Annotated in this window: 24 protein-coding genes; 10 read left to right on the top strand and 14 right to left on the bottom strand. The window is 61.9% G+C overall.

Annotated elements, in window-relative coordinates; all coding sequences use genetic code 11:
- Positions 1-2 precede the first annotated feature (2 nt).
- Positions 3-2,393 (bottom strand): LPS-assembly protein LptD, encoded by a 2,391-nt coding sequence (locus AZ34_RS01550; RefSeq protein WP_035604063.1) that lies wholly within the window; start codon positions 2,391-2,393, stop codon positions 3-5.
- 147 nt (positions 2,394-2,540) lie between these two features.
- Between AZ34_RS01550 and AZ34_RS01545 the strand changes: the two genes are divergently transcribed.
- Both AZ34_RS01545 and AZ34_RS01540 read left to right on the top strand, forming a co-directional pair.
- On the top strand, positions 2,541-3,665 hold the full coding sequence (locus AZ34_RS01545) for an aminoglycoside phosphotransferase family protein (RefSeq protein WP_035604060.1): 1,125 nt from the start codon (positions 2,541-2,543) through the stop codon (positions 3,663-3,665).
- Between the two features lie 43 nt (positions 3,666-3,708).
- Complete coding sequence (locus tag AZ34_RS01540) at positions 3,709-4,455, top strand: 16S rRNA (uracil(1498)-N(3))-methyltransferase (RefSeq protein WP_035604057.1); 747 nt, start codon at positions 3,709-3,711, stop codon at positions 4,453-4,455.
- Here AZ34_RS01540 and AZ34_RS01535 read toward each other — a convergent pair.
- From AZ34_RS01535 to metX, 5 genes are all read right to left on the bottom strand, one after another.
- Positions 4,448-5,293: an alpha/beta hydrolase gene (locus AZ34_RS01535; protein ID WP_081767029.1), complete on the bottom strand. Its 846-nt coding sequence runs from the start codon at positions 5,291-5,293 to the stop codon at positions 4,448-4,450. The genes AZ34_RS01540 and AZ34_RS01535 overlap by 8 nt on opposite strands.
- Before the next feature lie 8 nt (positions 5,294-5,301).
- Positions 5,302-6,807 (bottom strand): M20 family metallopeptidase, encoded by a 1,506-nt coding sequence (locus AZ34_RS01530; protein WP_035604051.1) that lies wholly within the window; start codon positions 6,805-6,807, stop codon positions 5,302-5,304.
- 138 nt (positions 6,808-6,945) lie between these two features.
- The gene (maiA, locus tag AZ34_RS01525; protein WP_035604048.1) at positions 6,946-7,587 is read right to left on the bottom strand and encodes a maleylacetoacetate isomerase; all 642 of its coding nucleotides are present in this window, start codon (positions 7,585-7,587) and stop codon (positions 6,946-6,948) included.
- 15 nt (positions 7,588-7,602) lie between these two features.
- On the bottom strand, positions 7,603-8,184 hold the full coding sequence (gene metW, locus AZ34_RS01520) for a methionine biosynthesis protein MetW (RefSeq protein ID WP_035604045.1): 582 nt from the start codon (positions 8,182-8,184) through the stop codon (positions 7,603-7,605).
- On the bottom strand, positions 8,181-9,326 hold the full coding sequence (gene metX / locus AZ34_RS01515) for a homoserine O-succinyltransferase MetX (protein ID WP_035604041.1): 1,146 nt from the start codon (positions 9,324-9,326) through the stop codon (positions 8,181-8,183). The genes metW and metX overlap by 4 nt, the downstream gene beginning before the upstream one ends.
- Positions 9,327-9,826: 500 nt before the next feature.
- On the opposite strand from metX, the gene AZ34_RS01510 reads away from it, so the two are divergent.
- Positions 9,827-10,225, top strand: coding sequence for an RNA recognition motif domain-containing protein (locus AZ34_RS01510; protein WP_035604038.1), 399 nt, complete (start codon positions 9,827-9,829; stop codon positions 10,223-10,225).
- Between the two features lie 105 nt (positions 10,226-10,330).
- On the opposite strand, the gene lptC is transcribed toward AZ34_RS01510, so the two are convergent.
- The 3 genes from lptC to AZ34_RS01495 form a co-directional block, all read right to left on the bottom strand.
- Positions 10,331-10,951, bottom strand: a complete 621-nt coding sequence (gene lptC, locus AZ34_RS01505; protein WP_081767283.1) for an LPS export ABC transporter periplasmic protein LptC — start codon at positions 10,949-10,951, stop codon at positions 10,331-10,333.
- 62 nt (positions 10,952-11,013) lie between these two features.
- Positions 11,014-11,574 carry a KdsC family phosphatase gene (locus AZ34_RS01500; protein ID WP_035604032.1) on the bottom strand — a complete coding sequence of 187 codons (561 nt, stop codon included), beginning with the start codon at positions 11,572-11,574 and terminating at the stop codon, positions 11,014-11,016.
- On the bottom strand, positions 11,574-12,560 hold the full coding sequence (locus tag AZ34_RS01495; protein ID WP_035604029.1) for a KpsF/GutQ family sugar-phosphate isomerase: 987 nt from the start codon (positions 12,558-12,560) through the stop codon (positions 11,574-11,576). The genes AZ34_RS01500 and AZ34_RS01495 overlap by 1 nt, the downstream gene beginning before the upstream one ends.
- A gap of 69 nt (positions 12,561-12,629) precedes the next feature.
- Between AZ34_RS01495 and AZ34_RS01490 the strand changes: the two genes are divergently transcribed.
- A complete protein-coding gene (locus tag AZ34_RS01490) occupies positions 12,630-13,175 on the top strand; it encodes an adenine phosphoribosyltransferase (RefSeq protein WP_035604026.1) in 546 nt (181 codons plus the stop codon).
- 66 nt (positions 13,176-13,241) lie between these two features.
- On the opposite strand, the gene mnmE is transcribed toward AZ34_RS01490, so the two are convergent.
- The 5 genes from mnmE to rpmH all read right to left on the bottom strand — a co-directional run bounded on the left by mnmE (position 13,242) and on the right by rpmH (position 17,331).
- Positions 13,242-14,600 carry a tRNA uridine-5-carboxymethylaminomethyl(34) synthesis GTPase MnmE gene (gene mnmE / locus AZ34_RS01485; RefSeq protein ID WP_035604023.1) on the bottom strand — a complete coding sequence of 453 codons (1,359 nt, stop codon included), beginning with the start codon at positions 14,598-14,600 and terminating at the stop codon, positions 13,242-13,244.
- A gap of 140 nt (positions 14,601-14,740) precedes the next feature.
- Entirely contained in the window at positions 14,741-16,474 is a 1,734-nt protein-coding gene (yidC, locus tag AZ34_RS01480; protein ID WP_035604020.1) for a membrane protein insertase YidC, read from the bottom strand.
- Entirely contained in the window at positions 16,471-16,731 is a 261-nt protein-coding gene (gene yidD / locus AZ34_RS01475) for a membrane protein insertion efficiency factor YidD (protein WP_419670190.1), read from the bottom strand. Before yidD ends, yidC begins: the two co-directional genes overlap by 4 nt.
- A gap of 20 nt (positions 16,732-16,751) precedes the next feature.
- Complete coding sequence (locus AZ34_RS01470; protein ID WP_035604014.1) at positions 16,752-17,183, bottom strand: ribonuclease P protein component; 432 nt, start codon at positions 17,181-17,183, stop codon at positions 16,752-16,754.
- Positions 17,184-17,196: 13 nt separating this feature from the next.
- Entirely contained in the window at positions 17,197-17,331 is a 135-nt protein-coding gene (gene rpmH / locus AZ34_RS01465) for a 50S ribosomal protein L34 (RefSeq protein WP_006299042.1), read from the bottom strand.
- A gap of 187 nt (positions 17,332-17,518) precedes the next feature.
- Here rpmH and dnaA point away from each other — a divergent pair, with 187 nt between their 5' ends.
- The 6 genes from dnaA (at position 17,519) to AZ34_RS01435 (ending at position 26,610) form a co-directional block, all read left to right on the top strand.
- Complete coding sequence (gene dnaA / locus AZ34_RS01460) at positions 17,519-18,952, top strand: chromosomal replication initiator protein DnaA (protein ID WP_051509443.1); 1,434 nt, start codon at positions 17,519-17,521, stop codon at positions 18,950-18,952.
- 260 nt (positions 18,953-19,212) lie between these two features.
- Positions 19,213-20,319, top strand: coding sequence for a DNA polymerase III subunit beta (dnaN, locus tag AZ34_RS01455; protein WP_035604010.1), 1,107 nt, complete (start codon positions 19,213-19,215; stop codon positions 20,317-20,319).
- Positions 20,320-20,411: 92 nt separating this feature from the next.
- On the top strand, positions 20,412-22,952 hold the full coding sequence (gene gyrB / locus AZ34_RS01450; RefSeq protein WP_035604009.1) for a DNA topoisomerase (ATP-hydrolyzing) subunit B: 2,541 nt from the start codon (positions 20,412-20,414) through the stop codon (positions 22,950-22,952).
- A gap of 28 nt (positions 22,953-22,980) precedes the next feature.
- The gene (locus AZ34_RS01445) at positions 22,981-24,270 is read left to right on the top strand and encodes a solute carrier family 23 protein (protein ID WP_081767028.1); all 1,290 of its coding nucleotides are present in this window, start codon (positions 22,981-22,983) and stop codon (positions 24,268-24,270) included.
- Between the two features lie 122 nt (positions 24,271-24,392).
- Complete coding sequence (locus AZ34_RS01440) at positions 24,393-25,985, top strand: GGDEF domain-containing protein (protein ID WP_035604005.1); 1,593 nt, start codon at positions 24,393-24,395, stop codon at positions 25,983-25,985.
- Positions 25,986-26,016: 31 nt separating this feature from the next.
- Complete coding sequence (locus AZ34_RS01435) at positions 26,017-26,610, top strand: NnrU family protein (RefSeq protein WP_035604003.1); 594 nt, start codon at positions 26,017-26,019, stop codon at positions 26,608-26,610.
- Positions 26,611-26,618: the final 8 nt, after the last annotated feature.

Below are 26,618 nucleotides of genomic sequence, written 5' to 3'. Positions count from 1 at the left end.
GATCATTCGTAATTGCTGAATCGGCTCGGCGCCGTGGTTTGCTCCCGCAGCAGCTGATAGCGCGGTATGTTCTTACGCAGGGTGGTCAACGGGTCGATGCCGACACGGGTGAAGCCGACCAGTTCCAGCTGGAACATGATGCGTTGGTTGGCCGCGGTCTCGCTGGTCTGGGTCCGTTCGACCACGATCCGTCCCAGCCAGCATCCCGCGTCGTACTCAAAGCCCATGGTCGTATCCACCAGCTTGCGGTCGGTCTGACTGTAGTTCAGACGGCCGACGCTGTACCAGCGTCCGGCACCTTGACCTCGCCCCGGCCCGAGATCTTCACCCCAGTCACCCCAGAGATCGTTCACGGGCCATTGCCACCCCAGATCGATCAGGGCGCTGTCGTCGCTGTCCTCGCTTTGCGCGCGCTGGAAACGATAAGCCAGATTCACCACCCGGTACGGACTGGGGTTGTAGCGCAGGCTGAAAGTGCTGCGCTCGGACTGGCCCAAGCGGTCGTTCCACTGCACGGCGGTGTCCACATGCCAGCGCGGGTCGATGTTCAGCTCGGCTCCCAGCAGGATGTCGCTCAGACCTTCGGGTGACGGCGTGCCTCCGGGCAAAGTGACGCGCTGGTCCTCGAAGCGCAGACGCTGCGCCACCCCCAGATGCAAGGTTTCCGCCCCAGTGTCCGCATCAAACAAGCGCGTCGAAACGCCGACCGTCAGCAGGTTGTTGTCCGCGATCCGGTCATTCCCCGTGAAGGTGTTCTCGCCGTAGATGCTGGTCAAACTGAAGTCTTGCGCGCCAGTGTCGTAAATGGGCAAGTACCCTTGCTCAACGAACGGCGTTCTTGTGTAGAACAAGCGCGGCTCCAGCGTCTGACGGAATGCGGCACCGAAATATTGACTTTCACGCTCAAAGACCAAGCCCGCGTCCAGACTGTAGGTGGGGACGGTGCGGGTGGCATACAGCGCATCGTTGCTCAGCCCGGACAGAGAACCCGTGTAGCTGCTCAGATCCACGGCTTGCTCAAAGCTGTAGCTGGTCGTGTGGACCGATGCCTTGGGGATCAAAAAACCCGCAGCCCCACGGAATGGATAACTGAGCGAGCCGCGCCAGACCGAGCGTTCCGCATTGACACGCTCCGTGGAGGTTTGGCTGGCCAGGACAGAGCGGTCCACCGTGAACTGGGTGTAGTCACCATCCAGGCTGACATCAAATCCAGCCAAGCTCGGTTCCGCGTAACGGAAGGTCAGTTGCTGCCGGTCGTAGGGCGGCAAGATGGGTGCGTCCGGTACCTGCAGCGTCTGCCAACGCAAGGCACGGGCCGAAGCGGAGTATGGCCCTTGGCCCCAGTACACGTTCACATCCGCTGGCAACAGGCGTTGCGTGAGGGATCCGCTTGCGTTGGGAAAATCACGCCAATAATTGTCATCACTCACGCGTTCGACATTGAGACTCAGACCCAGGGCACCGTATACACCCGAGGTTCCCGCTTGATGTTGAAAGGAATACCCTTCGCGGTCCATGTCGCGCAGCTTGTCATCCGGCATGTAATCTACCCGGAGATTCCCGCTGTAGCCATCCTCCAAGTAACGAAACTCACTCCCGTAGTTGACGCCGCGCTTGCTCATCCAAGTCGGATAGAACGTAGCATCGCGGTTGGGGGCGATATTGAAGTAATAAGGCACCGTGATTTCGCTCCCGCTGACGTTGTCGACGCCATACGTGGGCGAGAGAAAGCCCGACTGACGCCCAGCGGTAAGGGGAAAACTCATCGCAGGCAAGCCCAGCACCGGCACATCCTGAAACCGCAAGGTCACGTCCTCCGCCTCGGCAACATCCTCGTCGCTGTCCAGGCGCAAGGTGGCTGCTTTCAGGACCCAGGCCGGCAACCAGTCCGGGCCACCTTCACGTCGGCAGGTGGTGAAGGTGGCGTTCTGCACAACGGAACGGGTTTCGTCGATGAACTCAATGCGATCGGCCTCACCGTGCGCGTCGATGGCCAGCAGGGCGTAGCGGGCGTTCGTAAAGGCACCCTCAAAGGCATCGATGCGCAAATCCAGACTGTCGCCTTCGAACACATCCCCGGCCCGGTTGACGCGGACACCGCCACGGGCGCGCGCGGTGTCACTGGTTTGGTCATAGGCCAGGGTCTGGGCGCGCAAGACCAGGTCAGCTCGGCGAAACTCCACATCCCCCTCGGCCAACAGACTGACCCCGGTCTCCGATTCCATGCGCTGGCCTTGGACAAAGGTCGGCGCGGCCTCGCGTTGCGCCTCGGTCAGGTACTCCTCCAGAAGAGGACTGACCTTGAGTTTCAGCTCGGCATGGAGCGCGCCAGCCGCCAGCGCGCCAATCAATGCAGGCAGGGTTCGGGCAAAAAGGCGGGCAGGACGGAACAAAGCGGGATGATTCGAGACAACAAGGAAAAAATGCCTGCAAAGGGTCGCAAGCATGACCACGGATAGCGCGGCCGGACGAGTTTGCCCCTGGAAATGGACGGCATGGGGCACGCCAGTTTGTAGAATGAAAACCAGCCTGAATTATCCATGAGCGCCACCGCCTTGCGTCCTGCCCAAAACCCCCCCGCCAGTTCAGAGATTGTCTGGGCCAGTCCTGATCGCGCCACCGCTTTCGAAGACTGGTTGCACAAATTGGCCGGTCCGCATCAACTGCGGACCCGTACCCTGCGCATGGCCTCGGCCGACGCCAGCTTCCGGCGATATTTCCGTGTCGATGCCGAGGATGGCAGCAGCCGCATCATCATGGACGCTCCGCCTGACAAGGAAAACTCCAAACCCTTCGTCCAGATCGCGGCACTGTTGACGCAAGCCGGCTTGCTCGCGCCCAGCGTGCTGGATTGGGACGAGCCCCAGGGATTCATGCTGCTGACCGACCTGGGCACCCACACCATGATGCAGGTCCTGCATACCGACGACGCTCAGGCCAATCTTGCGCTCTACCGCAAAGCCATCGATGCCCTGGTGCGCTGGCAACAGGCCTCGCAAGTCGGCGTCCTGCCGACCTATGACGCTGCTTTGCTGCGGCGCGAATTGGAGTTGTTCCCCGACTGGTACCTGGCCCAGCATCGCGGCATCGCGGTGGAGGGGAAATTGCGCGCGACCCTGGACCAGATGTTCACGCTGATTGTCGAACGCAATCTGGCCAGTCCGTCGGTGTACGTTCATCGTGACTTCATGCCGCGCAACCTGATGATCCCGGGCGATCCGGACCGGCCCGCGTTCCCGCGGCACCAGGAAGAGCGCCTAGGCATCCTGGATTTCCAGGACGCGGTCTACGGCCCCATCACCTACGACATCGCCAGTCTGATGCGTGATGCCTTCCTGAGTTGGGACGAGGACTTCGTGATCGACATCACCGTGCGTTACTGGCAGGCGGCGCGTCAGGCGGGTTTGCCGGTCCACGAAGACTTCGGTGAGTTCTTCCGCGCCGTGGAGTGGATGGGCCTGCAGCGCCACCTCAAGGTGGCGGGCATCTTCGCGCGTCTGACCTTGCGCGACGGCAAACCCAAGTACCTGGCCGATGCGCCTCGATTCATCACCTACATCCGCGCCACCTGCGCGCGCTACGCTGAACTCAAGCCGCTGCTGCGCCTGGTGGACGAGGTCGAAGGCATCAGCGAAGCCAGCGGCTACGCCTTCGGCCGCGTCTGAAGGCGTGTTGCACCTTCCTGCCCACGTACCGCCTACGGCCCAGATGCCACGTTTTTTCTGCCCAGAAGATGCCTCGACGGTGCTCCGTGCGGGAGCCGAGATCGAGCTTCCCCCGGAGACCGCGCGCCATGTGCAGGTGCTGCGCCTGCAACCCGAGGACACCATCACCTTGTTCAATGGCCGCAACGGAGAGTGGGCCGCGACCATCCTGCGCATGGGCCGTGCCAATGTCGCGGTCCGCGTGGAGCAACACCATGCCATCGAACGCGAAGCCCCGCTGGAAGTGCATTTGGCCGTCGGGATGCCCGCCAATGAACGCATGGACTGGCTGGTGGAAAAAGCCGTGGAACTTGGTGCCGCCAGCATTCAGCCCTTGCTGGCCGAGCGCAGCGTGCTGCGCCTGAGCGCCGACCGCGCCCTCAAGAAGCAGATGCACTGGCAAGGCATCGCCATCGCGGCTTGCGAACAATGCGGCCGCAACCGCCTGCCGCCCGTGCATGCTGCCCGCCCCTTACAGGACTTCCAGGCCTGGCACCAATCCTCTGTTCAACGGCGTTTCGTGTTGTCCCTGGACACGGACAGCCAGCCACTGAGCCGTGTCCTCATGTCTCAGGAATTTGAGGGCCCGGTCTTGCTGCTGTCTGGCCCCGAAGGTGGCTTGAGTCCGGCAGAGGAAAAGGCCGCGCTTGCCACAGGTTTCCACGCGCTCAGCCTGGGGCCGCGCACGCTGAGAGCCGAAACGGCCCCGCTAGCCGCCTTGGCTGCGTTGACGCTGCAAGCCTTCAACTGAAGCGCTCGTTCAACCACTGCGTCAGCTGCCGATAAACCGGCTCGCGGTGCAGTTCGTTGAAGATCTCGTGGTAGTGCTGCGCGTAGCAGTGCACCTCCACCAACTTCTGCTCGACTTGCGCTGCTGCGGCCCGCGCGAAGGCAACACTGCCTTGTGGGTCGACCAGCCGATCCTGGCCGGCGTAGAGCAGGAGGGTCGGCGTGTGCCAATGCCGCGCGGCCTTGACCACCCGGGGGCCTGCGTCGGCGATGTAACGCCCCAGTCGGGCCGAAATGCGGTCATGCACCAGCGTGTCGCGCTGGTAGGCCTTGATCACCTCGGTGTCGTGGGATAGCCAGTTGACGTCCAGTCCGTTGCGCGCGCGCAGATGGGGCGCAATGGCGGGCAGAATCGCCAGCAGCAAGCGCCGGCCAAAGTTCAGGCCTGCGTCCAGCGCGGGTGACGACAGCACCAGGCCATCGACGCGCACCCGGTTCAAGGCCACAGCATGGGCTGCCACCAGGCCCCCCATGCTGTGGCCGAGCAGGATCAGCGGCAGTCCCTGACCCATGGTGCGGCGGGTGAAGTTGACGATGTGCGCCAAGTCATCCACGAGGCGTCGCCGCGTAGGCAACGCGCCCCGAACACCGCTGGAATGGCCATGCCCATAGTGGTCATAAGCCCGCACCACGAAGCTCTGCATGTGCAGACGCTGGGCCATTTCCTCATAACGTCCGCTGTGCTCACCCAGGCCATGGACGATCAGCACCAAGCCACGCGCATGGACACCCGCGTCCAGCGGCCAGTCGCGGATGGCCAGCGTCTCGCCGTCGGCCGTCGTGTACGTGCTTTGGTCCATGGTGCTCATCAAGGCATGCGGGCGATGACTTGCGCGACCGCAGCCGTCAGACGCCGGGCGTAGGGCACGTGCAGGAATTCGTTGGGTCCGTGTGCGTTGCTCTTGGGTCCCAACACGCCACAGACCATCATCTGCGCCTGTGGAAACCCCTTCGAGAGCATGTTCATCAGCGGGATCGTGCCACCCTGGCCTATGAAGCCACAGGGTGCGCCATAAAAGTTGCGCGAAGCGGCGTCCAGCGTCTGCGCGAACCAGGGCGCGGTTTCGGGCGCGTTCCAACCCGAGGCCGCGCCTGTGCCATCGAAGGTCACGCGGGCCTGGTAGGGCGCGTTGTCTTCCAGCAGGGCCTTGACTTCCTGCACGGCAGTGGCTGCGTCCACCAGGGGCGGCAGGCGCAGCGAGAGCTTGAACGCGGTGGAGGGCCTGAGCACATTGCCCGCGTTCTGCAGCTCCGGCAGACCTTCCGCGCCGGTGACGCTCAGGGTAGGTATCCAAGTGCGGTTGAGCAGGGCCTGTACCGGGTCGGTGGTCGTGGGCAGGGAGAAACGGGTGTCGCCCTCGCAGTCGTAATGCACCCAAGGAAAGCGTTTGTAGAGGTCTGCGCCAAGGATGGCGGCCGTGGCGCGAGCCTGGGCCAGGCGTTCGGCAGGAACCTCGCAGTGCAGGCTGGCGGGCAGCAGGCGACCCGTGGCGCTGTCCTCCAGCCGATCCAACACATGGCGCAAGATGCGAAAGCTCGAGGGCACGACGCCGCTCGCATCGCCCGAGTGGACACCCTCGGTGAGGATTTCGACCTTGAGCGTGCCGCTGGCCATGCCGCGCAAGCTGGTCGTCAGCCACAGCTGCTCATAGTTGCCAGCGCCACTGTCCAGGCAGACCACCAGCCCCACCTCGCCCAAGCGGTCCTTGCCCGTGGCGCCCCGACCACGGAGGGCGTCTAGGTAAGGCAGCAGGTCGTAGGAGCCGCTTTCCTCGCAAGTCTCGATCAGGCCGACGATGCGCGGGTGCGACAGTTTCTGATGCTGGAGCGCGGCGATGGCCGCGATGCTGGCATAAACGGCGTAGCCATCGTCCGCGCCGCCACGCCCGTAAAGCTTGCCGTCCTCGTACTTGGGCGTCCAGGGGCCGAGATCCTTGCGCCAGCCGTTGAACTCGGGCTGTTTGTCCAGGTGGCCGTACATGAGCACCGTCTGCGACGACGGGTCCAGACCTTGTTCTCCACTGCTGGCCGGCACTTCGAAGAAAAGCACGGGCGTGCGGCCTTCGAGTTGGATGATTTCCAGCTGCAGGCCGTCGATCTTCTGCGCCTGCACCCACGTGGCCGCCTGGCGCACCACGGTGTCGATGTACCCATGTTCAGTCCACAAGGGGTCGAACATCGGCGACTTGGCCGGGATTGCGATGTAGTCCTGCAGCTGGGGCAGGATCTCACGGTCCCAGGCTTGGTCAATGTCCTCCAGCGCCCGGGCAGGCAGGAAGGCGTTCAGGGCCGAGGTAGTCAAAGGAGCGTTCATGGCAACGGTTTCTCAGGATGAACTCGGATGCGCGGAGTGCCATCGTACGCCCGCGCTTGCGATGCAGGAAGTGCCCCAAGGGAAACCCACGGTGCGGCAGGGACACGATGATGGGGGCGAAGCGCAACCCGTTCAAATTCAAGCCGCGTCCGCCTGCGCGGCAGGTGCGGCACGCTGGAAGGCCTCCAGCTGCGCGCATGCCGCATCGACCGCGCTGATCAGCGGCCAACGGCTCAGATCGACCTTGAAGCGGCGCGCGCTTTCCACTTGGGGCACGAGATAGACATCGGCCAGCCCAGGCGCCTGGCCGTGACAGAAGGCGCCTCGCCCCGGGTCCGCCGCCAGCAGGGTCTCCATGGCATCGAAGCCCGCGCTTATCCAGGTGCCACACCAGGCAAGGATAGCCGCCTCATCGGCGCCGAAGTTCTTGCGCAGGTATTCCAGGATGCGCCGGTTGTTGATGGGGTGGATATCGCAGCCCACGATGGCCGCCAAGGCCCGCACATGGGCGCGTGCCTCCGGGTCCTGCGGCAGCAGGCGCGGCTGGGGATAGCGTTCCTCCAACCATTCGATGATGGCCGGCGACTGGATCAAGGTGGTGCCATTGTCCAGGGTCAGCGCAGGCACCAGCTGCTGCGGGTTGATGGCCTTGAATTCCTTGCTCAGATGCGCTTCCTTGCGCAGGTCCAGCGCGACCTGCTCGGTGTCCACACCCTTGAGATTGAGCGCGATGCGCAGGCGGTATGAGGTACCACTGCGAAAGAAGTTGTAGAGCTTCATGGGAGTCTGATTCCGTCAGCGCGAGAATTTCAGCACCGCCGTGCTGGCCCACAGATTCGGCCACCGTCGCACCACGCGGCCCTGGTGCAAGCCAAAGCTGTCCTGGATGCGCAGGCCCATGCGATGCGCCAGGACTTCCAGATCCGCCAGGGTACCGACCCGGATGTTGGGCGTGTCGTACCACTGGTAAGGCAGGCGGCGCGTGACGGGCATGCGCCCGGCCAGCACGCTCAGGCGGTTGGGCCAGTGGGCGAAGTTGGGGAAAGCCACGATGCCGGTGCGGCCCACGCGCGCCGTCTCCTGCAGCACGGTCTCGGCATTGCGCAGATGCTGCAGGGTGTCGATTTGGAGGACCACATCGAAGCTCTGGTCCCCGAACATCGACAAACCCTGATCCAGGTTCAGCTGGATGACGTTGACGCCACGCCGCACACAGGCCTGCACATTCGCGTCGTCCAATTCCACGCCATACCCGCTGCAAGCGCGTTCAGCCCGCAAATGGTCGAGCAGGGCGCCATCCCCGCACCCCAGGTCCAGCACCCGCGATCCCCGATGAACGAGACTGGCGATCGCTTCCAGCATGCGCGTGTCGCTCATGTCCGCAGCTCCTTCGCCATGTTGTCGAAATAGGATCTCACCACCCCCAGGTAACGCGGGTCGTCCAGCAAGAAAGCGTCGTGCCCATGCGGCGCGTCAATTTCAGCGTAGCTGACGTCACGTCGGTTGTCGAGCAGGCCCTTGACGATCTCACGGCTGCGCGCGGGCGAGAAGCGCCAATCGGTCGAAAAACTCACCAGCAAAAACTTACAGCTTGCAGAGGCCAAGGCCATCGTGAGATTGCCGCCATGCTCGCGCGCGGGGTCGAAATAGTCCAGCGCGCGGGTGATCAAGAGGTAGGTGTTGGCATCAAAGTAGTCGCTGAACTTGTCGCCCTGGTAGCGCAGATAGCTCTCGATCTGGAACTCGATGTCCTGCGTGCTGTACTGGTAACCTGCCCTGGCGGTGCCGTCCACGGCGCCACGCAACTCACGACCGAATTTCTCGTTCATCACATCGTCGCTCAGGTAGGTGATGTGCCCAATCATGCGGGCGATGCGCAGCCCTCGCTTGGGTATCACGCCATGCGCATAGAAGTGGCCGCCATGAAAGTCCGGGTCGGTCACGATGGCGCGGCGCGCCACTTCGTTGAAGGCGATGTTCTCCGCATTCAGGTTCGGTGCGCTGGCAATCACCACGGCATGCCGCATGCGATCGGGATACTGCAAGGTCCAGCTCAAGGCCTGCATGCCACCCAGACTGCCGCCCATGACGGCGGCCAGTTGGCGGATGCCCAGGCTGTCAAGCAGACGCGCCTGCGCATTGACCCAGTCCTCCACCGTCACGACGGGAAAATCCGCACCATAGACCTTGCCTGTGTCGGGGTTCACATGCATCGGCCCCGTGGAACCAAAGCAAGAACCGAGATTGTTCACGCCAATCACGAAGAACTTGTCCGTGTCCACGGGTTTGCCCTGGCCAATCATGTTGTCCCACCACCCTTCGGTTCCAGGTTGACCAGCGTAAACGCCAGCGACATGGTGCGAGGCGTTGAGGGCGTGACAAATCAGGACAGCATTGGACCTATCGGCGTTGAGCTGGCCATAGGTCTCATAACTCAGGTTGTAACCGCGTATGCTGGCGCCGCTCTGCAAGGGGAGGACGGCGTCGAAATGCATGTTTTGGGGCAGGGCGATCAGCATCGAATACGTCGAGAAACACAAAACCCGGCGCAGCGTTCAGCCGGGCCGGGTTTCTCTGTGCACAGAAAGCCCCCTTCTTTAGCTGAACTTTGGAATCCGCACCTCGGGGGTGCAACTCCAGCGCCCGCAATCGGGATCAAATCGGCGCTTGCGTGAGTATATGCCGAGATGGCGGCCAAGCCTGACCAGCCACATTACAGCCGGTAGGGCAGGATCAGGCTACGGATTGCAAGCGGTTGGGCGGTTCATGGGCTTTTGCCTGCAGTCGTGGTTTCTTTACCCTCAAAACACAAACTTTTAACGCTTTATGGTTTGTCCTAGGCTTAGTTTTCTTGCCGGCCGGATACTTCCAAGTTCATAATAAGAAAGTGTGGGTGAGGGAGGTTTACCTAAGCAGCTCAACACAAGATTGCGGTAGTCTGCCGAATTCGCATCGACTCACGAATTGCTTGCGTTTCAGGGACCCCATCGCTTGTCATCGGTTTTTCAGGAGTCCCTAGATGGGCAACAAACTTTACGTGGGCAATCTGGCCTATTCGATTCGTGACAACGATCTTGAGCAGGCTTTCGGCCAGTTCGGCGCTGTCACCAGTGCCAAGGTCATGATGGAGCGCGACACCGGCCGTTCCAAGGGTTTCGGCTTCGTCGAAATGGGGAGCGATGCCGAGGCGCAGGCTGCCATCAATGGCCTGAACGGTCAGCCCTTGAGTGGCCGCAACGTGGTCGTCAACGAAGCACGCCCCATGGAGCCGCGCCCCCCCCGCAGTGGCGGCTTTGGCGGCCCCCGCCGTGAAGGTGGTGGTGGTGGTTACGGTGATGGCGGCGGTGATGGTGGTTTTCGCAGCCCCTATGGCAACCCGCGTGGCGGCAACGGCGGCGGTGGACGCCGCAGCTACTGATCGCCTCTAGCCTGTCTGACAAATGCGGAGACATGTCTCCGCATTTAATGACAGCTGATAAGAAAGCCCCAAGGTGGTAGTGCCTCTGGGGCTTTTTGCTATCGTTCAAGGGCGGGGAGAGACTGGGGCCTGCTCCGGCGGCAAAACCTGGATCTCAGAAACAGGGCCTCGCGGCAATAGGGTCCCTCGGACGCGCCCCCGCAACTCAATGACTTGATCGAATTTGCTGAAGTTCAGGCTTTGCGCCTCGATGCGACTCTCTCCATGGATCAGCTCCACGGGCTTGTTGGACGTGACCCGTTCCTCGTCCAGAAAAGCGTGCAGGTATTCGCTGCGAAAGCTCACACGCGGCAAAGCCCGGCCTTGCTTGTCCACGACAGCCGGCCTGAGGACATGTGCCTGTCCCACCAGCTCCACTTCGGTGGCTTTTGACGTGGTGATGGCACGCATCGCCGTCGCAGTGGTGAAGTAACCGCGCTCGATGTTGTAGTTGCGTATCCGCACATCACGGATTTCGAGCATGTCGTTGTGGGGATAATGCCAAGCCTGCTCCCCATAGAGCTCCGTCTTCAAGCGCCCTTCCTGGTCAAAAGTCTTGACGGAAAAACGCTTCATTTCATAGTCGGGATCTCGCCGAACTTCCTTTTCCGCGCGTGGCGTCGCGAACAAGGGCGAGCTACGCATCAACCAGTAGGTACCGAGGGCCAGCAACAGCATCAGCAGCATGGGCAGGTAGATCGTGATCCGATCCCAGCCTTGGCGCAAGAGATGACCGGCGCCCAAGCGCGTCACTGCAGGACCTCTTCCAACAATGACGCGTACCGTCCGCTGCCGATCAGCAGCAGGTCGCAGAACTCGCGCGCCGCGCCCGCGCCACCAGCCAACTGGGTCACATGGTGGACACGCGCCCGCACCTCGGCATGCGCGTTGGGTGGAGCACAAGCCAGCACGCTGCGGGTCAAGACCGGCAAATCCGGCCAATCGTCACCAATGGACGCAACTTGAGCCCAGTCCAGCCCGAGGCTGGCCATGGTTTGCTCAGCAGCCGGTCGCTTGTCTTCGGTTCCGTAGTGCACATGCTCAACCCCCAATGCCTTCAAGCGGGCGCGCAAGGCGGGGCTGTCACGTCCCGTCACGACGGCGGGCGTGATGCCCACGCGTTGAAGCAGTTTGATGCCATGACCGTCCAGCGTATGGAAACGTTTCAGTGCCTCCCCGGACTCACCAAGGTGCAAGCCGCCATCGGTCAAGACACCGTCCACGTCAAAGAATACGAGGCGCACCTGCTGGGCGCGCAGGAGCAGATCGGGGACGAAATTCAAAACCGGTTTCTTGCTATCCACCATCATCAGATCACCTTGGCCCGCATCAAGTCATTGCTGTTCAAGGCCCCGCACAGAACGCCGGCCTCGTCGACCACCAGCACGCTGGTGATGCGCTGCATTTCCATCAACTGGGCCGCTTCAACGGCCAAGGCCTCGCGTGCGATCGTGCTCGGGCGAGGATGCATGACCTCGCTTGCACGCATCTGCCGGATGTCGCCGCCTTTTTCGATCAGGCGCCGCAAGTCACCATCGGTGAAAATTCCCACGGGACGGTCATTTTCATCGACGATTGCGCTGGAACCCAGCCCCTTAGCGCTGATTTCGCGCATCAGCGTCATCATGTCGGCATTCAGCGATACCCTTGGGACAGCATCGCCGCTGCGCATGATGTCGTTGACCATGGTCAACAACTTACGCCCCAGTGCGCCCCCTGGATGCGAACGCGCGAAATCCTCGGCCTTGAAGCCGCGGGCATCCAGCAGTGCCATGGCGAGCGCATCGCCCATGGCCAATTGCGCGGTGGTGCTGGCCGTGGGCGCCAGGTTGTGCGGACAGGCTTCTCTCTCAACCGAGGTGTCGAGCAGATGCTCTGCATGATGCGCCAGGCTGGAAGTGGCCCGGCCGGTCATCGCGATCAAAGGCACTCCCATGCGCTTGATCAGCGGAAGCAGCACGGTCAGCTCCTCGCTCTCGCCGCTGTTGCTGATAGCCAAGACCACGTCCTGTGTCGTGATCATGCCGAGATCACCATGGCTGGCCTCCGCCGGATGCACAAACAGCGCGGGGGTGCCGGTGGACGCCAGAGTCGCCGCGATCTTGCGTCCCACGTGACCGCTTTTGCCCATGCCCATGACCACAACACGGCCGCTGCTGACCAGCACGCACTGCACGGCAGCCGCAAAACGCCCATCCAGCCGCCGGGACAAGGCCGTCACGGCGGCGGCTTCTATTTCCAAGGTCATTTTGGCGACGGCCAGGCTTTGGGTCGCGTCAAATCTGTCTGTATTCATACCCTGATTATCCAGCAGACCTGTCTTGCCCGGCCTTCCCCACGCAGGCGCAGCGCCGATAATCCCCCCATGGACTCTTCCGCCTACCTCCGCTCCCACATCCGTACCGTGGCCGACTGGCCAGCGCCGGGCGTGCAGTTCCGCGACATCACGCCGCTGCTGCAAGACCCGAAGGTGTTTCGCGTGCTGATCGATACTTTTGTTCACCGCTACATGGACAAGAAGCTGCGCCCAGACGTGGTCGCGGGGCTGGACGCGCGCGGTTTCATCATCGGCTCCGTGCTGGCTTATGAGCTGGGCGTGGGTTTCGTGCCCATACGCAAGAAAGGGAAACTGCCTTTCACCACGGTCGAGGAAACCTACGAGCTGGAATACGGCAGCGCTACCGTGGAACTGCACACGGACGCCGTGCGCCCAGGTGACCGCGTGTTGCTGGTGGATGACCTCATCGCCACCGGCGGAACCATGATGGCCGGCAAGCGCCTGCTGGAAAAGCTGGGCGCGCAGGTCATGGAGGGGGCCGCCATCGTGGATCTGCCCGAGCTTCAAGGTTCAGCCCGCTTGCGTGACAGCGGCCTGGTCTTGTACACCCTGGTGGATTTTTCGGGGCATTGACTCCACGGGAGTCCCGACCTGGGCATCTTCCGCTGAAGGCTGGCCGATGCGATCCTGATCAGGCACTCACTTGCCGATGCAAAAGCGCGAGAAAATCACCCCGAGCAGGTCGTCGCTGGTGAATTCCCCGGTGATTTCATTGAGCGCGTTTTGCGCCAGGCGCAGCTCCTCGGCCAGCAGATCCAGGGCCGACGCCTGATCATTCAAATGCTGTTGGGCGGATTCCAGGTGCACGTTCACGCGTCGCAAGGCTTGCACATGCCGCTCCCTTGCCAGGTACAGCCCTTCCGGCACATGCGCCCACCCCGCAGTGCGCAGCAAGGCCTGCCGCAGCAGGTCCAGGCCCGCACCGGTCTTGGCAGACATGGCGATACCCGGCGCGGTCACCACCTCCGCCGCCTGGTCCAGCTTGTTCCAGACATGGATGACTGGCACGTCCACAGGCAGGCGCTGGGCCAGGGCTTCGTCCGCAGCGCGGTAGTCCGCCTGCGCCTGCCGCGTCAAGTCGTGCAGGAAAAGTACGGCATCCGCTGAGGCAATTTGCGTCCAGGCGCGTTCGATGCCGATGCGTTCCACTTCGTCCTGGCCGTCACGCAATCCCGCGGTGTCCACCACATGCAGGGGCACGCCCTCAATCTGGATGGTTTGCTGCACCACGTCGCGCGTGGTTCCGGCGATCGGGGTGACGATGGCCAGTTCGGCGCCAGCCAGGGCATTGAGCAAGGAACTCTTGCCGGCATTGGGCTGCCCCGCAATCACCACCTTGATGCCCTCGCGCAGCAAACTGCCCTGTCGGGCCTGCTGCAAAACCGCCTGCAATTGCACCTGCAGTCGTGTGAGCTGTCCTTGTGCATCGGCCTGGCGCAGGAAGTCGATGTCTTCCTCAGGGAAATCCAGCGTCGCCTCGACCAGCATGCGCAAATGCACCAAGGCTTCACGCAGATGCCCGATCTCGCGCGAGAACGCACCCTCCAATGAGCGGCTTGCACTACGCGCTGCGGCTTCGGTGCTGGCGTCGATCAAATCGGCCACGGCTTCGGCCTGGGCCAGATCCAGCTTGCCGTTCAGAAAGGCACGTTCGGTGAATTCACCAGGCTGGGCAATTCTGGCGCCGGGCAGCGCCTCCAGGCAGCGCGCAAGCAGCAATTGCAAGACCACCGGGCCGCCATGGACCTGCAGCTCCAGCACGTCCTCGCCGGTGTAGGAATTCGGTGCCGGGAAGTGGATCGCCAGACCCTGGTCGATGACCTCGCCCTTGGCGTCACGCAAAGGCAGATAGGTGGCATGGCGGGGCACCAAGTCCTTGCCGCAAACCGTCCGCGTGAGGTTCGCCAGATCACGCCCACTGACACGCACGATGCCCACCGCACCACGACCCGGTGCGGTGGCGATCGCAGCGATGGGTTCTTGATGGCGCGCTAGCATGATTCGATGTTACTCACGCTATCGGGGCACGGCAGACCTGCAGCGCGGCTTTTAATGCCTCAGGCTGGGCCAGCCCCCTGCCCCTGGCTGCGTCTCCCACCGCCAGACGATCCGCAGGGGAGCACGCGCACCTTGCAGGCTTATCGGAATTTCGGCAGATTGAACTGCGGCGGCACGCCCATGCGTTTGTTGATGACCCATTGCTGGGCGATCGACAGGATGTTGTTCGTCACCCAGTACAGCACCAGGCCCGCCGGGAAGAAGAAGAACATCACGCTGAAAACCAGGGGCATGATCCACATCAGCTTGGCCTGGAGCGGGTCCGGCGGCATGGGGTTCAGGGCGGTCTGCAACATCGTGGTCAGCGTCATCACCAAGGGAAGGATGTAGTAGGGGTCTTCCGTCGACAGGTCCTTGATCCAAAGGATCCAAGGTGCGTTGCGCATCTCCACACTGGACAGCAGCACCCAGTACAACGCGATGAACACGGGGATCTGGATCATGATGGGCAGGCACCCACCCAGCGGATTAACCTTCTCCTCGCGGTAGATGCGCATCATCTCCTGCTGCATCTGCTGCGGTTTGTCCTTGAGACGCTCGCGCATTTCCGTGATGCGTGGCGCGATGGCCTTCATCTTGGCCATGCTGGCATAGGCTTTGGCGTTCAACCAATAGAACGCAATCTTGAGCAGGACCACCAGGGCCACGATGGACCAGCCCCAGTTGTGCAGCAGGCCGTGCAGTTTGTCCAGCAACCAGTACAAAGGCTTGGCCAGAATGGTCAGCCAGCCGTAGTCCTTGACAAGCTCCAGGCCTGGGGCCAGCGCTTCCAGCTGCTTTTCTTCTTGCGGACCGACATAGAGTTGCGCGTCGAGCGTACGGCTGGCGCCGGGCGCCAGCGTCTGCGGTGGCGTGATCATGCCCACGGCATACAGATTGTTGCTGACCTTGCGCGCGAAGAGTTCTCGCTGCACCCCGTCACCCAGCAGCCAAGCGCTGGCGAAGTAGTGCTGCACCATGGCGACGTAGCCATTGGTCGACTCCTTCTCGAATTCAGCCTTGCCTTTTTCGATGTCGCTGAATTCGACCTTCTGGTACTTCTTGGCTTCGGTGTAGATCGCGGGACCGGTGAAGGTGGAATAGAAGGACGACTCGCCCGGCATCTTGTTCCCGTCGCGCACGAGCTGCAGGTAGAGCTGAGGTACAACAGCTTCCTGTCCGAGATTGCGAACCTCATGTTTCACGTCCACGGCATAACTGCCACGGTGCAAGGTATAGGTCTTGACAAGTTGAACGCCGCCTGAAACTTGCGATTCGAATTGCAGCTGCAGCGTATCAGCGCCCGCCTGCAGCTCACGCTCGCTGCTCACCAGTTTCATCACGGTCTTGTGATTGGGCAGATCTGTGCGGGGATTGCGCGGATCTGCGCCATCGATCAGACCGGTCTGGGACAAGTAAACCCGGTCTTTGCTCTCGTCGAGCAGGACCACCGGGGTCTGCGGATCGTGCGATTCGTGATGGCGCAAGAACTCCGAGCGCACGAGCGAGCCGCCTTCGGTGTCGAATGTCAGCCTCAGCACGTCAGTCGATACGGTGACCCGCTCGCGCGGCAGGGAAGACGCCGCGGCCTGGACGGTGCCGAGGGCGTTCTCTGCGCCGGGCGCCACAAGCTGACGCGCCTGGGGCAGTTCAGCAACTGGCCCCGTGCTGGCCGTCGGCATCTCACGAACCGGCTCAGCAGGCTTGGCTGCCGTGGCGGCGGGCGAGGGAAAGAACGTTGCCGGGCGCCCATTGTGAAGCTGCCATTGGTCCCACAGCAGGACGATGGAGAAGCCGAAGATCACCCAGAGGATGGTGCGGCGGATGTCGTTCATGTCGTTTTCTTTTCCGAAAGGGATTTCAACAAGCCTGTGAATAAACGCGGCTTCTGCTGGGGAACAGGATCATGCCCGCCCGCGCACCAGGGATGACAACGCAGTAGACGCCCCACCGTCAGGGCACTGCCGGCCAGCGCACCATGCCTGTCCAGGGCTTCCAGGGCGTAACGGGAGCAGGTGGGCTCAAAACGGCAGGCCGAACCAAGCCAGGGGCTCAGAAAATAACGGTAGCCCTGAACCAGGGCCATCAGCATGCGGGTTGGCAAACGCGCCCTCATGACTTGCCTCGGTTCAGGTCCGCTGCCCGGGCGAATAGGCGCTCCAACTCCACCCGCACCACCTGTCGCAGAGCAAGGGAAGCCGCGCTGCGGAATTGCTCCGCAGCGTAAGCTGCTTTCATACGCACCAGAAACACCGTATGCTGGGGCAAAGAGGCGCGCAAAGCGGGCATCCAGACCTCGGCCATGTTGAAAATCTGGCGTCGGATCAGGTTGCGCGTGACCGCCCGTTTGGCCCAGCGTTTGGGAGTAACGGCACCGACCCAAAGCCCCTGACCAGGAAACAGGGCAGGAAGCTGGGCTACCGTGGGTCCGGCTGGGGATTGCAAGGCCAAGCCGTGCAAGACGAAATGCTCCGTGCGCGCCAAGGGTGGGCTGGAGCGCAGAGCCTCGAATTGAGGCTGAGCCCGCAGCCGACGCGCTTTCAACGCGAGCTGAGACTTAGACCGCCAGGCGCTTGCGGCCCTTGGCGCGACGTGCGTTGATGACGGCACGGCCACCGCGCGTCTTCATGCGAACCAGAAAGCCGTGGGTGCGGGCGCGTCGAATCTTGGAGGGTTGGTATGTGCGTTTCATGGGATGTCTACCTTGGGGAAACCTTGGATTATCCCAAAAATTTGCTTTCCCGACAATGAAATGGCCAGCCGCAATGCTAAAGCGCAAGTGCCGGACAGGGGTCTCTCAGTGGTGTGGATAAATTATTGACAAGGTACAATGGCCTAGCCCGGTTCATGCAACATATCCACAACAGAACGATTTCCGCATGAGCGACGGATTCTTCCAGACCCAGCAGGGCTCCAGCCAAGACATCGGCCACAGCCTGTGGCAGGCTTGCGTGGATCAACTGGCGCAAGAACTGCCGGAACAACAGTTCAACACCTGGATCCGGCCCCTGTCCGCCCGCTTGGCCGACGACTATTCCCGCTTGACGCTCTATGTCGTCAACCGCTTCAAGCTGGACTGGATACGCGCACAGTACAGCAAACGCATCGCCGCACTGCTGGAAAGCATTTATGGCCAGCCCATTGCCCTGGAGCTGGCGATCGCGCCGCGCGAAGCGGCTCATCCTGTCAGAAGCCAAGGTGCAGGTTTCGTCGAAACGGAATCGCTGGTCGAGACTTTGCCTGTCGAGGAAATCTCCTACGCCGTTGTGTCGGTGCAATCGACCTCGTCCAGCCGGCATCGGCTCAACACGGCCCTGACCTTCGATACCTTGGTCGAAGGCACAGCCAACCGCATGGCGCGTGCGGCCGCCATGCATGTGGCGGGTTCTCCCGGACAGCTCTACAACCCGCTGTTCATCTACGGCAGCACAGGCCTGGGCAAAACCCACTTGATTCACGCCGTGGGCAACCGTCTGCTGGCCGAGAAACCGGGCGCCAAGGTGCTGTACACGCACGCCGAATGGTTCGTCACCGACGTGGTGAAGGCCTACCAGCGCAAGACATTCGACGAGTTCAAGGACAAATACCACTCGCTGGACCTGTTACTGATCGACGACGTGCAGTTCTTCGCAGGCAAGGACCGCACGCAGGAAGAGTTTTTCAACGCCTTCGAGGCCCTGCTGACCAAAAAAAGTCACATCGTGATGACCAGCGACACCTATCCCAAGGGCTTGCTGGACATCAACCAGCGCTTGGTGTCCCGCTTCGATTCGGGTCTGACCGTCGCCATCGAGCCACCGGAACTCGAAATGCGCGTGGCCATCCTGATCAACAAAGCCCAGAGCGAAGGAGCCAGCATGCCGGAAGAGGTGGCCTTCTTCGTCGCCAAGAACGTGCGCTCCAATGTGCGCGAATTGGAAGGGGCCTTGCGCAAGATCCTGGCCTACTCCCGTTTCAATCAGAAAGAAGTCTCGATACAGCTGGCTCGCGAGGCCCTTCGTGACCTGTTGTCGATCCAAAATCGGCAGATTTCGGTGGAAAACATCCAAAAAACCGTGGCTGACTACTACAAGATCAAAGTCGCGGACATGTACAGCAAGAAACGCCCGGCCTCGATCGCCCGCCCGCGTCAGATCGCCATGTACCTGGCCAAGGAATTGACCCAGAAAAGTTTGCCGGAAATCGGCGAGCTGTTTGGCGGACGTGACCATACCACCGTGCTGCATGCCGTGCGCAAGATTTCCGGTGAACGCCAGCAATTGACCGAACTGAACCAGCAGCTGCATGTGCTGGAACAGACGCTCAAGGGGTAAGGCACGACAGAAATAATCCGTTGGCGAAAACCTGGGGATAAATTTTGAATAAGTTGGAACTTATCCACAGATTTTTGAGATGAGCCCAACTTGTTCAAGTTGATGCGCATGCAAAAAGATTCACGCCCACAGACTAGTCCCTGACGCAAGTACTTGATAAAAAAAGAGAAAATGCAGCTGTCCACAGAAACCGGCTGACTTCTATCTACGACTACTAATTTTTTATAAAGATTCTGGAAGTTATTCAAGAAGAGGTTGAAATGATCGTCCTGAAGGCATCACAAGACAAAGTCCTATCCGTGCTTCAGTCTGTCGCGGGCATTGTCGAACGCCGCCACACCTTGCCCATCCTGGCCAATGTGATGCTGCGCAGGTCGGGTAATGCCGTGCAATTGACCACCAGTGATCTGGAGATCCAGATCCGCACCGTCGCCGAATTCGAAGGTGATGCCGGTAACTTCACCACGACCGTGGGTGCGCGCAAGCTGATCGACATCCTGCGGACCTTGCCGCCTGACCAGACCGTCACGCTGGAATCCAGCCAGAACAAGTTGGTTCTCAAAGGGGGCAAGAGCAAGTTCACCCTGCAATCCCTGCCGGCCGAGGACTTTCCCTTGGTGCAGGAAGCCGCGAACTTCGGCCCGAAGTTCAGCGTGCCACAGAAGACCTTGAAGGAGCTGCTGGCGCAGGTGTCCTTCTCGATGGCCGTGCACGACATTCGTTATTACCTTAATGGCATCCTGTTCGTGGCCGAGGGCCAGCAGCTCAGCCTGGTGGCCACCGATGGTCACCGTCTTGCCTTTGCTTCCGCCATGCTGGACGTGGAAGTACCCAAGCAGGAGGTGATCTTGCCGCGCAAGACTGTGCTGGAGTTGCAGCGCTTGCTGTCCGACAACGAGGGCGCCATCGAGATGCAGTTCGCCGGCAACCAGGCCAAGTTCAGTTTTGGTGGCATGGAGTTCGTTACCAAGCTAGTCGAGGGCAAGTTCCCGGACTACAACCGCGTCATCCCCAAGAACCACAAGAACATCATCGTGCTGGGTCGTCAGCCTCTGCTGGCCAGCCTACAGCGTGCCGCGATCCTGACGAGCGACAAGTTCAAGGGCGTGCGCTTGAATATCGAACCCGGCACTCTGCGCATCGCCTCCACGAATGCCGAGCAGGAAGAAGCCGTGGATGAGCTGGACATTGATTACAACGGTGACAGCATTGAAATCGGTTTCAACGTTACCTACCTGATCGACGTGCTGACCAACATGACGCAGGAGATGGTCAAGGTCGAACTCTCCGATTCGAACAGTTCGGCCCTGGTGACCATTCCCGACCATGCCAGCTTCAAATACGTGGTGATGCCCATGCGCATCTGAGCGGGTCCGTCCCGTTCCAGGCCCGCGATGGACCCTTGTCCCGTCGCGGGTTTCTCGTTTCAAGAACCCCAGTAAAAAGCAAAGACCACTTCATGAGTGAAACCGCAAAATCCGGCAGCGAAAGCTACGGTGAGTCCTCGATCCAGATTCTTGAGGGTCTGGAGGCTGTGCGCAAGCGTCCTGGCATGTACATCGGTGACACCTCGGATGGCACGGGCTTGCACCATTTGGTGTTCGAGGTCGTGGACAACTCCATCGACGAGGCGCTGGCTGGGTATTGCGACGACATCGTTGTGACCATCCACACGGACAACTCCATCAGCGTGGTCGATAACGGTCGTGGCATTCCGACTGGCGTCAAGATGGATGACAAGCACGAACCCAAACGCAGCGCGTCCGAGATCGCCTTGACCGAGCTGCATGCGGGTGGCAAGTTCAACCAGAACAGCTACAAGGTCTCCGGCGGCTTGCATGGCGTGGGTGTGTCCTGCGTGAACGCTTTGTCCAAGTGGCTGCGCCTGACGGTGCGTCGCGACGGCAAGGTGCATCAACTGGAGTTTGCCCGCGGTTTCGTGCAGAACCGCGGCATTGTCAAGGTCGAAGGTGTTGATGTGTCGCCGATGAAAGTGATCGGCGACACCGAGAAGCGCGGCACGGAAGTCCACTTCCTGCCCGACACGGAAATCTTTCAGCAGAACAGTGAATTCCACTACGAGATCCTCGCCAAGCGCCTGCGTGAACTGAGTTTCCTCAACAACGGTGTGCGCATCCGCCTCAAGGATGAGCGCAACGGCAAGGAAGACGATTTCTCGGGTGCGGGTGGCGTCAAGGGTTTCGTGGACTTCATCAACGCGAACAAGAAAGTGCTGCATCCCAATGCCTTCCACGCGATCGGCACGCGTCCGGCCGACAGCTATGGCGGGATCCCCGGCACCGAGATCGGCGTGGAAGTCGCGATGCAGTGGAACGACGGCTACAACGAAAGCGTGCTCTGCTTCACCAACAACATTCCCCAACGTGACGGTGGTACCCATTTGACGGGCCTGCGCGCAGCCATGACCCGCGTGATTGGCAAGTACATCGAGAGCAATGAGCTCGCGAAGAAAGCCAAGGTTGAGGTGACGGGCGATGACATGCGCGAGGGTTTGTGCTGCGTGCTGTCGGTCAAGGTGCCGGAACCGAAGTTCAGCAGCCAGACCAAGGACAAGCTGGTGTCCAGTGAGGTGCGCGCACCGGTGGAAGACATCGTGGCCAAGGCCCTCACCGATTATCTGGAGGAACGACCCAACGACGCCAAGACCTTGTGCGGCAAGATCGTCGAGGCGGCGCGTGCCCGTGAGGCTGCCCGTAAAGCCCGGGAGATGACACGCCGCAAGGGCGTGCTCGACGGCATGGGTTTGCCCGGCAAGCTGGCCGATTGCCAGGAGAAAGACCCCTCACTCTGCGAGATCTACATCGTCGAGGGTGACTCCGCCGGCGGCAGCGCCAAACAAGGACGCGACCGCAAGTTCCAGGCCATCCTGCCTCTGCGCGGCAAGATCCTGAACGTGGAAAAGGCCCGGTACGAGAAGCTGCTGACCAGCAACGAAATCGTCACCCTGATCACCGCCCTGGGCACGGGCATCGGCAAGGCCAGCAGCGACTCAGGCAAGTCAGGTGCCGACGATTTCAACATCGACAAGCTGCGCTACCACCGCATCATCATCATGACCGACGCGGACGTAGACGGAGCCCACATCCGCACCCTCTTGCTCACTTTCTTCTACCGGCAGATGCCTGAATTGGTGGAGCGTGGTCATATCTACATCGCCCAGCCGCCGCTGTACAAGGTGAAATCGGGCAAGGAAGAGCTTTACCTCAAGGATGCTTCCGCCCTCGACACCTACCTGCTGCGCATCGCACTCGCGGGCGCGGCCATCCACACCGGTGGCGTGGCGAACACGGTCATCAGTGGTGACACCCTGGCCGAACTGGCGCGCAAGCACCAGCTGGCCGAGAGCGTGATTGCGCGTCTGCACAACTTCATGGACGTGGAGGCCCTGCGTGCCGTCGCCGATGGCGTGGAGCTGAAGTTGGAAACGGTCGCCGAGGCCGAAGCCTCGGCTATGGCACTGCAAGCCAAGCTGCGTGAACTCGGCAGCGGCTCGGAAGTCGCGGGGGAATTCGACGTGCGTACCGACAAGCCTATCCTGCGCATCAGCCGTCGTCACCATGGGAATGTCAAGAGCAGCGTGATCACGCAAGACTTTGTGCATGGCGCCGACTACGCCGCGTTGGCCGAGGCCGCACAGACTTTCCGTGGCCTCTTGGGTGAGGGCGCCAAGGTCCTGCGCGGCGAGGGCGAGAAGCAGAAGGAAGAAAAGGTCGCTGATTTCCGCTCCGCCATGGCCTGGTTGATCAGCGAGGCCGAACGCACGACGTCCCGCCAGCGTTACAAGGGTCTGGGCGAGATGAATCCCGGCCAGCTCTGGGAAACCACCATGGACCCGACCGTGCGCCGCCTGCTGCGCGTGCAGATTGACGACGCGATCGAGGCGGACCGCGTGTTCACCATGCTGATGGGCGACGAGGTGGAACCGCGGCGTGACTTCATCGAAACCAACGCCTTGCGCGCGGGCAACATCGACGTTTGAATTCCTACACAAGTACAAGGAGATAACCATGGGAATGTTCAGCTGGCAGAAAAAAGACACCGAGGTGCTCGCCCAGGGCGGCGTGATCGCGCCTGACGAGCGCCTGCCTTGGGGACAGACGGCCGTCATGGGTGTGCAGCACGTCATCGCCATGTTCGGTGCGACGGTGTTGGCGCCCATCCTGATGGGCTTTGATCCCAATGTCGCGGTGCTGATGAGCGGCATCGGCACCCTGATCTTCTTTCTGATCACGGGCGGCAAGGTGCCCAGTTACCTCGGCTCTTCCTTTGCCTTCATTGGCGTCGTGATCGCCGCCACGGGCTACGCCGGTTCCGGGCCCAATGCCAATCTGGGCGTGGCTTTGGGTGGCATCGTGGCTTGCGGCGTGGTGTACATCGTGATCGGTGCCATTGTGCAGATGGTCGGCGTGGGCTGGGTCGAACGGCTGATGCCGCCGGTGGTCACCGGTTCGGTGGTTGCCGTGATTGGCTTGAATCTCGCTGTGGTGCCGATCAAGAACATGGCCCCCACCAACTTTGATGCCTGGATGCAGGCCATCACCTTTTTGTGCGTCGGCGCCGTCGCGGTGTTCACGCGCGGCATGGCGCAACGCCTGCTGATTCTGCTGGGCCTGATCGCCGCGAGCGTCATATACGCCGTGTTGACCAATGGTCTGGGCCTGGGCAAGCCGATGGACCTGTCCGGCATCGCCGCCGCCGCCTGGCTGGGCCTGCCCGCGTTCAGCGCGCCGGTCTTCAGCGCGCCGGCCATGTTGTTGATCGCCCCGGTGGCCGTGATCCTGGTGGCTGAGAACCTGGGGCACATCAAGGCGGTCACGGCCATGACCGGTCGCAACCTCGATCCTTACCTTGGCCGGGCCTTCATCGGTGATGGCGTGGCCACGGTGGTCAGCGGTGCAGCCGGCGGCACCGGCGTGACGACCTATGCCGAGAACATCGGCGTGATGGCCGCCACCAAGATCTATTCCACGGCCGTGTTCGTGGTGGCCGCCCTGATCGCCGTGCTGCTGGGTTTCAGCCCGAAGTTTGGCGCGGTGATCCAGGCCATTCCCCTGCCGGTGATGGGCGGTGTCTCCATCGTGGTGTTCGGCCTGATTGCCGTGGCCGGCGCACGCATCTGGGTGGACAACAAGGTGGATTTCTCGGACAACCGTAACCTCATCGTCGCCGCCATCACCCTGATCCTGGGCACGGGGGATTTCACCTTGCGTTTCGGAGACTTCGCACTGGGTGGCATCGGCACCGCGACCTTTGGCGCCGTCCTGCTGTGGGCCTTGCTCGGCCGTTCGGCCAAATGATCGCTACTCGGGAAAACGAGGCAAAATGACCCAAAACGGCGTGGCTGACTCCACGCCGTTTTTTTGCTTGGCGAGCACGCATAATTCAGCCCACCCTCCGCAGGAGCCACCCGGTTCGGTTCATGAGCGAGAAGACACCCTTCGAGATCGCCCGCGAAACGCTCAAGCAGATCACGCTGCGCAAGCTGCCGCCGACGCCGGTCAACTACCAGGCCATCTACCACGCAGTGGCTGGCTTGCCGCAGGTGGAGCTGTTTCCCGAGGAGCCCTTGCGGCGCATTGCTCAAGCCTTGCCCGCCCGTAATCCCGGTCAGGAAAAGCAGCTCGGCTTGCTGGACTACGCCATCAACCAGCGCAACTGGCTGGGCGTGCACAACGCCCTCTTGGCCTATGCTGGTTTCGCGGCGCCGGGCGGGGGCGCCCCCCATCCGGCGGCGCCGGAGCCGCTTACGGCCGACGCACCGGACATCACGTCCGGGGTGCTGGAACAGGTCGCCCGTCTGATCGAGTTTGCGCAACCCGCCTTTGGCAAGGAGGACACCGGGTTTCTGGAGCGCATGCAGCAGACCCTGGACGCCTTGCGCGACCCCTCGGTCAACATCCTGAGAATCAAGGTCCAACTCGCGGATTTCAACCACCGGCTTTCCTTCGCCGCCGAGGAACAGGCCGAAATCCGGCAGGCCCTGTTCAAGCTGCTGCAACTGATCATCAAGAACATTGGTGAACTCAGCCCAGACGACGCCTGGCTGCAGGGCCAGATCCAGGCCTTGCAGACCGCAGCCCAGCCCCCGCTGACCCTGCGCCGCCTGGACGAGGTCGAGCACCAACTCAAGGACGTGATCTTCAAGCAGACGGAGGTCAAGGGGCGTGCCATCGAGGCCCAGGAATCCCTGCGGCAGATGCTGGCGGCTTTCATCACACGCCTCACGCAAGTCACCGCGTCCAGCTCCGACTACCAGGACAAGATGGAGGACAGCCTGCGTGATCTGGAGCAGGCCAAGACCCTGGAAGACATCGGTCCCGTGCTGCGCGGCCTGATTCGCGCGACGCGGGATATGCGGCTGGAGACGGTCAACGTGGGTCAGGAGCTGCAGTCCATGCGGGCGCAGGTGCAGGCCAAGGAAGCAGAGCTGCGCAAGCTCCAGGCCGAACTGGAACGGCTGAGCGCCCAAGTTCGCCATGACGGCTTGACGGGCGCACTCAATCGCCAAGGCCTGGACGAGGCCTTTGTGCGCGAGCTGTCCACCGTGCGCCGCAAGGACGCGCCCTTGTGCGTGGCCCTGCTGGACATTGACAACTTCAAGCGCCTCAACGATGCCCGGGGCCATGAGACGGGCGACGTGGCCTTGCAGCACTTGGTGGCGGTGGCCAAGGAAAACCTGCGCCCGCAGGACACTCTGGCGCGTTATGGCGGCGAAGAGTTCGTCATCCTTCTGCCCGAGACGGCGCTGGAGCAGGGCATGGAGATCATGACCCGGCTCCAACGTGAGTTGAGCAAGCGATTTTTTCTGGCCCGGCCCAAGCAGGGCACCAAGTCGGAGCCCCCCGGGGATGCCGCGACTGCGGGCGCCGACCAAGACAAGATTTTCATCACCTTCAGCGCGGGGGTGGCTCAGCTGACGGCTGATGAAACGGCGGAACAGGCGCTGCACCGCGCCGACCAGGCCATGTACCTGGCCAAGCGCGCGGGCAAGAACCGCGTGGTCGCGGCCTGATACGGCCGCACCCAATCAAGGAGTTTGTGTCATGACTTTGCTGATCGCCGGCCTGCTGCTGTTCTTGGGCGTGCATTCCATCCGCATGCTGGCGCCCGCAGCGCGCGAGCGCTGGCGGAGCCGACTGGGTGCCGGCATCTGGAAAGGGCTGTATTCCCTGTTGGCCTTGCTCGGGCTGGCTTTGATCGCCTGGGGGTTTGACGCCGCGCGGGAGCATCCGGTCATTGTCTGGATGCCGTCTTCCCCGGGCATGGCGATGGGCTTGCGTCACCTGGCGGCCTTGTTCACGGTCTTGGCCTTTGTGCTGCTGGCGGCAGCCTATGTGCCTGGCAACCACCTCAAGGCCCGTGTGGGCCATCCCATGGTGCTCGGTGTCAAGACCTGGGCCTTGGCCCACCTGCTGGTGACGGGCATGCTGGCGCATCTGGTTCTCTTCGGCGCGTTCCTGTGCTGGGCCATCGCGAACTACGCGCTTTCGCGGCGTCGCGACCGGCGGGCCGGGGTCACCCACCCGCCTGGGCGATGGACGGCCACTGTGCTGACCGTCGCCTTGGGCCTGGTCGGCTGGGCCGTGTTCGCCTTCGGGCTGCACGGCCTCTTGATCGGCATCAAGCCCCTGGCCTGATCCGCGCG

It is taken from the genome of Hylemonella gracilis str. Niagara R (assembly GCF_000600295.1).
Lineage (GTDB): Bacteria > Pseudomonadota > Gammaproteobacteria > Burkholderiales > Burkholderiaceae_C > Hylemonella > Hylemonella gracilis_A.
This window is presented reverse-complemented; position numbering and strand designations above follow the sequence as displayed.

What these genes read in the sequence shown, in the direction of transcription:
- AZ34_RS01545 (WP_035604060.1), top strand. Translation starts at nt 2,541, where the DNA reads ATGAGCGCCACCGCCTTGCGTCCTGCCCAAAACCCCCCCGCCAGTTCA.
- AZ34_RS01540 (WP_035604057.1), top strand. Translation starts at nt 3,709, where the DNA reads ATGCCACGTTTTTTCTGCCCAGAAGATGCCTCGACGGTGCTCCGTGCG.
- AZ34_RS01535 (WP_081767029.1), bottom strand. Translation starts at nt 5,293, where the DNA reads ATGGACCAAAGCACGTACACGACGGCCGACGGCGAGACGCTGGCCATC.
- AZ34_RS01530 (WP_035604051.1), bottom strand. Translation starts at nt 6,807, where the DNA reads ATGAACGCTCCTTTGACTACCTCGGCCCTGAACGCCTTCCTGCCTGCC.
- maiA (WP_035604048.1), bottom strand. Translation starts at nt 7,587, where the DNA reads ATGAAGCTCTACAACTTCTTTCGCAGTGGTACCTCATACCGCCTGCGC.
- metW (WP_035604045.1), bottom strand. Translation starts at nt 8,184, where the DNA reads ATGAGCGACACGCGCATGCTGGAAGCGATCGCCAGTCTCGTTCATCGG.
- metX (WP_035604041.1), bottom strand. Translation starts at nt 9,326, where the DNA reads ATGCTGATCGCCCTGCCCCAAAACATGCATTTCGACGCCGTCCTCCCC.
- AZ34_RS01510 (WP_035604038.1), top strand. Translation starts at nt 9,827, where the DNA reads ATGGGCAACAAACTTTACGTGGGCAATCTGGCCTATTCGATTCGTGAC.
- lptC (WP_081767283.1), bottom strand. Translation starts at nt 10,951, where the DNA reads ATGCTGCTGATGCTGTTGCTGGCCCTCGGTACCTACTGGTTGATGCGT.
- AZ34_RS01500 (WP_035604032.1), bottom strand. Translation starts at nt 11,574, where the DNA reads ATGATGGTGGATAGCAAGAAACCGGTTTTGAATTTCGTCCCCGATCTG.
- AZ34_RS01495 (WP_035604029.1), bottom strand. Translation starts at nt 12,560, where the DNA reads ATGAATACAGACAGATTTGACGCGACCCAAAGCCTGGCCGTCGCCAAA.
- AZ34_RS01490 (WP_035604026.1), top strand. Translation starts at nt 12,630, where the DNA reads ATGGACTCTTCCGCCTACCTCCGCTCCCACATCCGTACCGTGGCCGAC.
- mnmE (WP_035604023.1), bottom strand. Translation starts at nt 14,600, where the DNA reads ATGCTAGCGCGCCATCAAGAACCCATCGCTGCGATCGCCACCGCACCG.
- yidC (WP_035604020.1), bottom strand. Translation starts at nt 16,474, where the DNA reads ATGAACGACATCCGCCGCACCATCCTCTGGGTGATCTTCGGCTTCTCC.
- yidD (WP_419670190.1), bottom strand. Translation starts at nt 16,731, where the DNA reads ATGCTGATGGCCCTGGTTCAGGGCTACCGTTATTTTCTGAGCCCCTGG.
- rpmH (WP_006299042.1), bottom strand. Translation starts at nt 17,331, where the DNA reads ATGAAACGCACATACCAACCCTCCAAGATTCGACGCGCCCGCACCCAC.
- dnaA (WP_051509443.1), top strand. Translation starts at nt 17,519, where the DNA reads ATGAGCGACGGATTCTTCCAGACCCAGCAGGGCTCCAGCCAAGACATC.
- dnaN (WP_035604010.1), top strand. Translation starts at nt 19,213, where the DNA reads ATGATCGTCCTGAAGGCATCACAAGACAAAGTCCTATCCGTGCTTCAG.
- gyrB (WP_035604009.1), top strand. Translation starts at nt 20,412, where the DNA reads ATGAGTGAAACCGCAAAATCCGGCAGCGAAAGCTACGGTGAGTCCTCG.
- AZ34_RS01445 (WP_081767028.1), top strand. Translation starts at nt 22,981, where the DNA reads ATGGGAATGTTCAGCTGGCAGAAAAAAGACACCGAGGTGCTCGCCCAG.
- AZ34_RS01440 (WP_035604005.1), top strand. Translation starts at nt 24,393, where the DNA reads ATGAGCGAGAAGACACCCTTCGAGATCGCCCGCGAAACGCTCAAGCAG.
- AZ34_RS01435 (WP_035604003.1), top strand. Translation starts at nt 26,017, where the DNA reads ATGACTTTGCTGATCGCCGGCCTGCTGCTGTTCTTGGGCGTGCATTCC.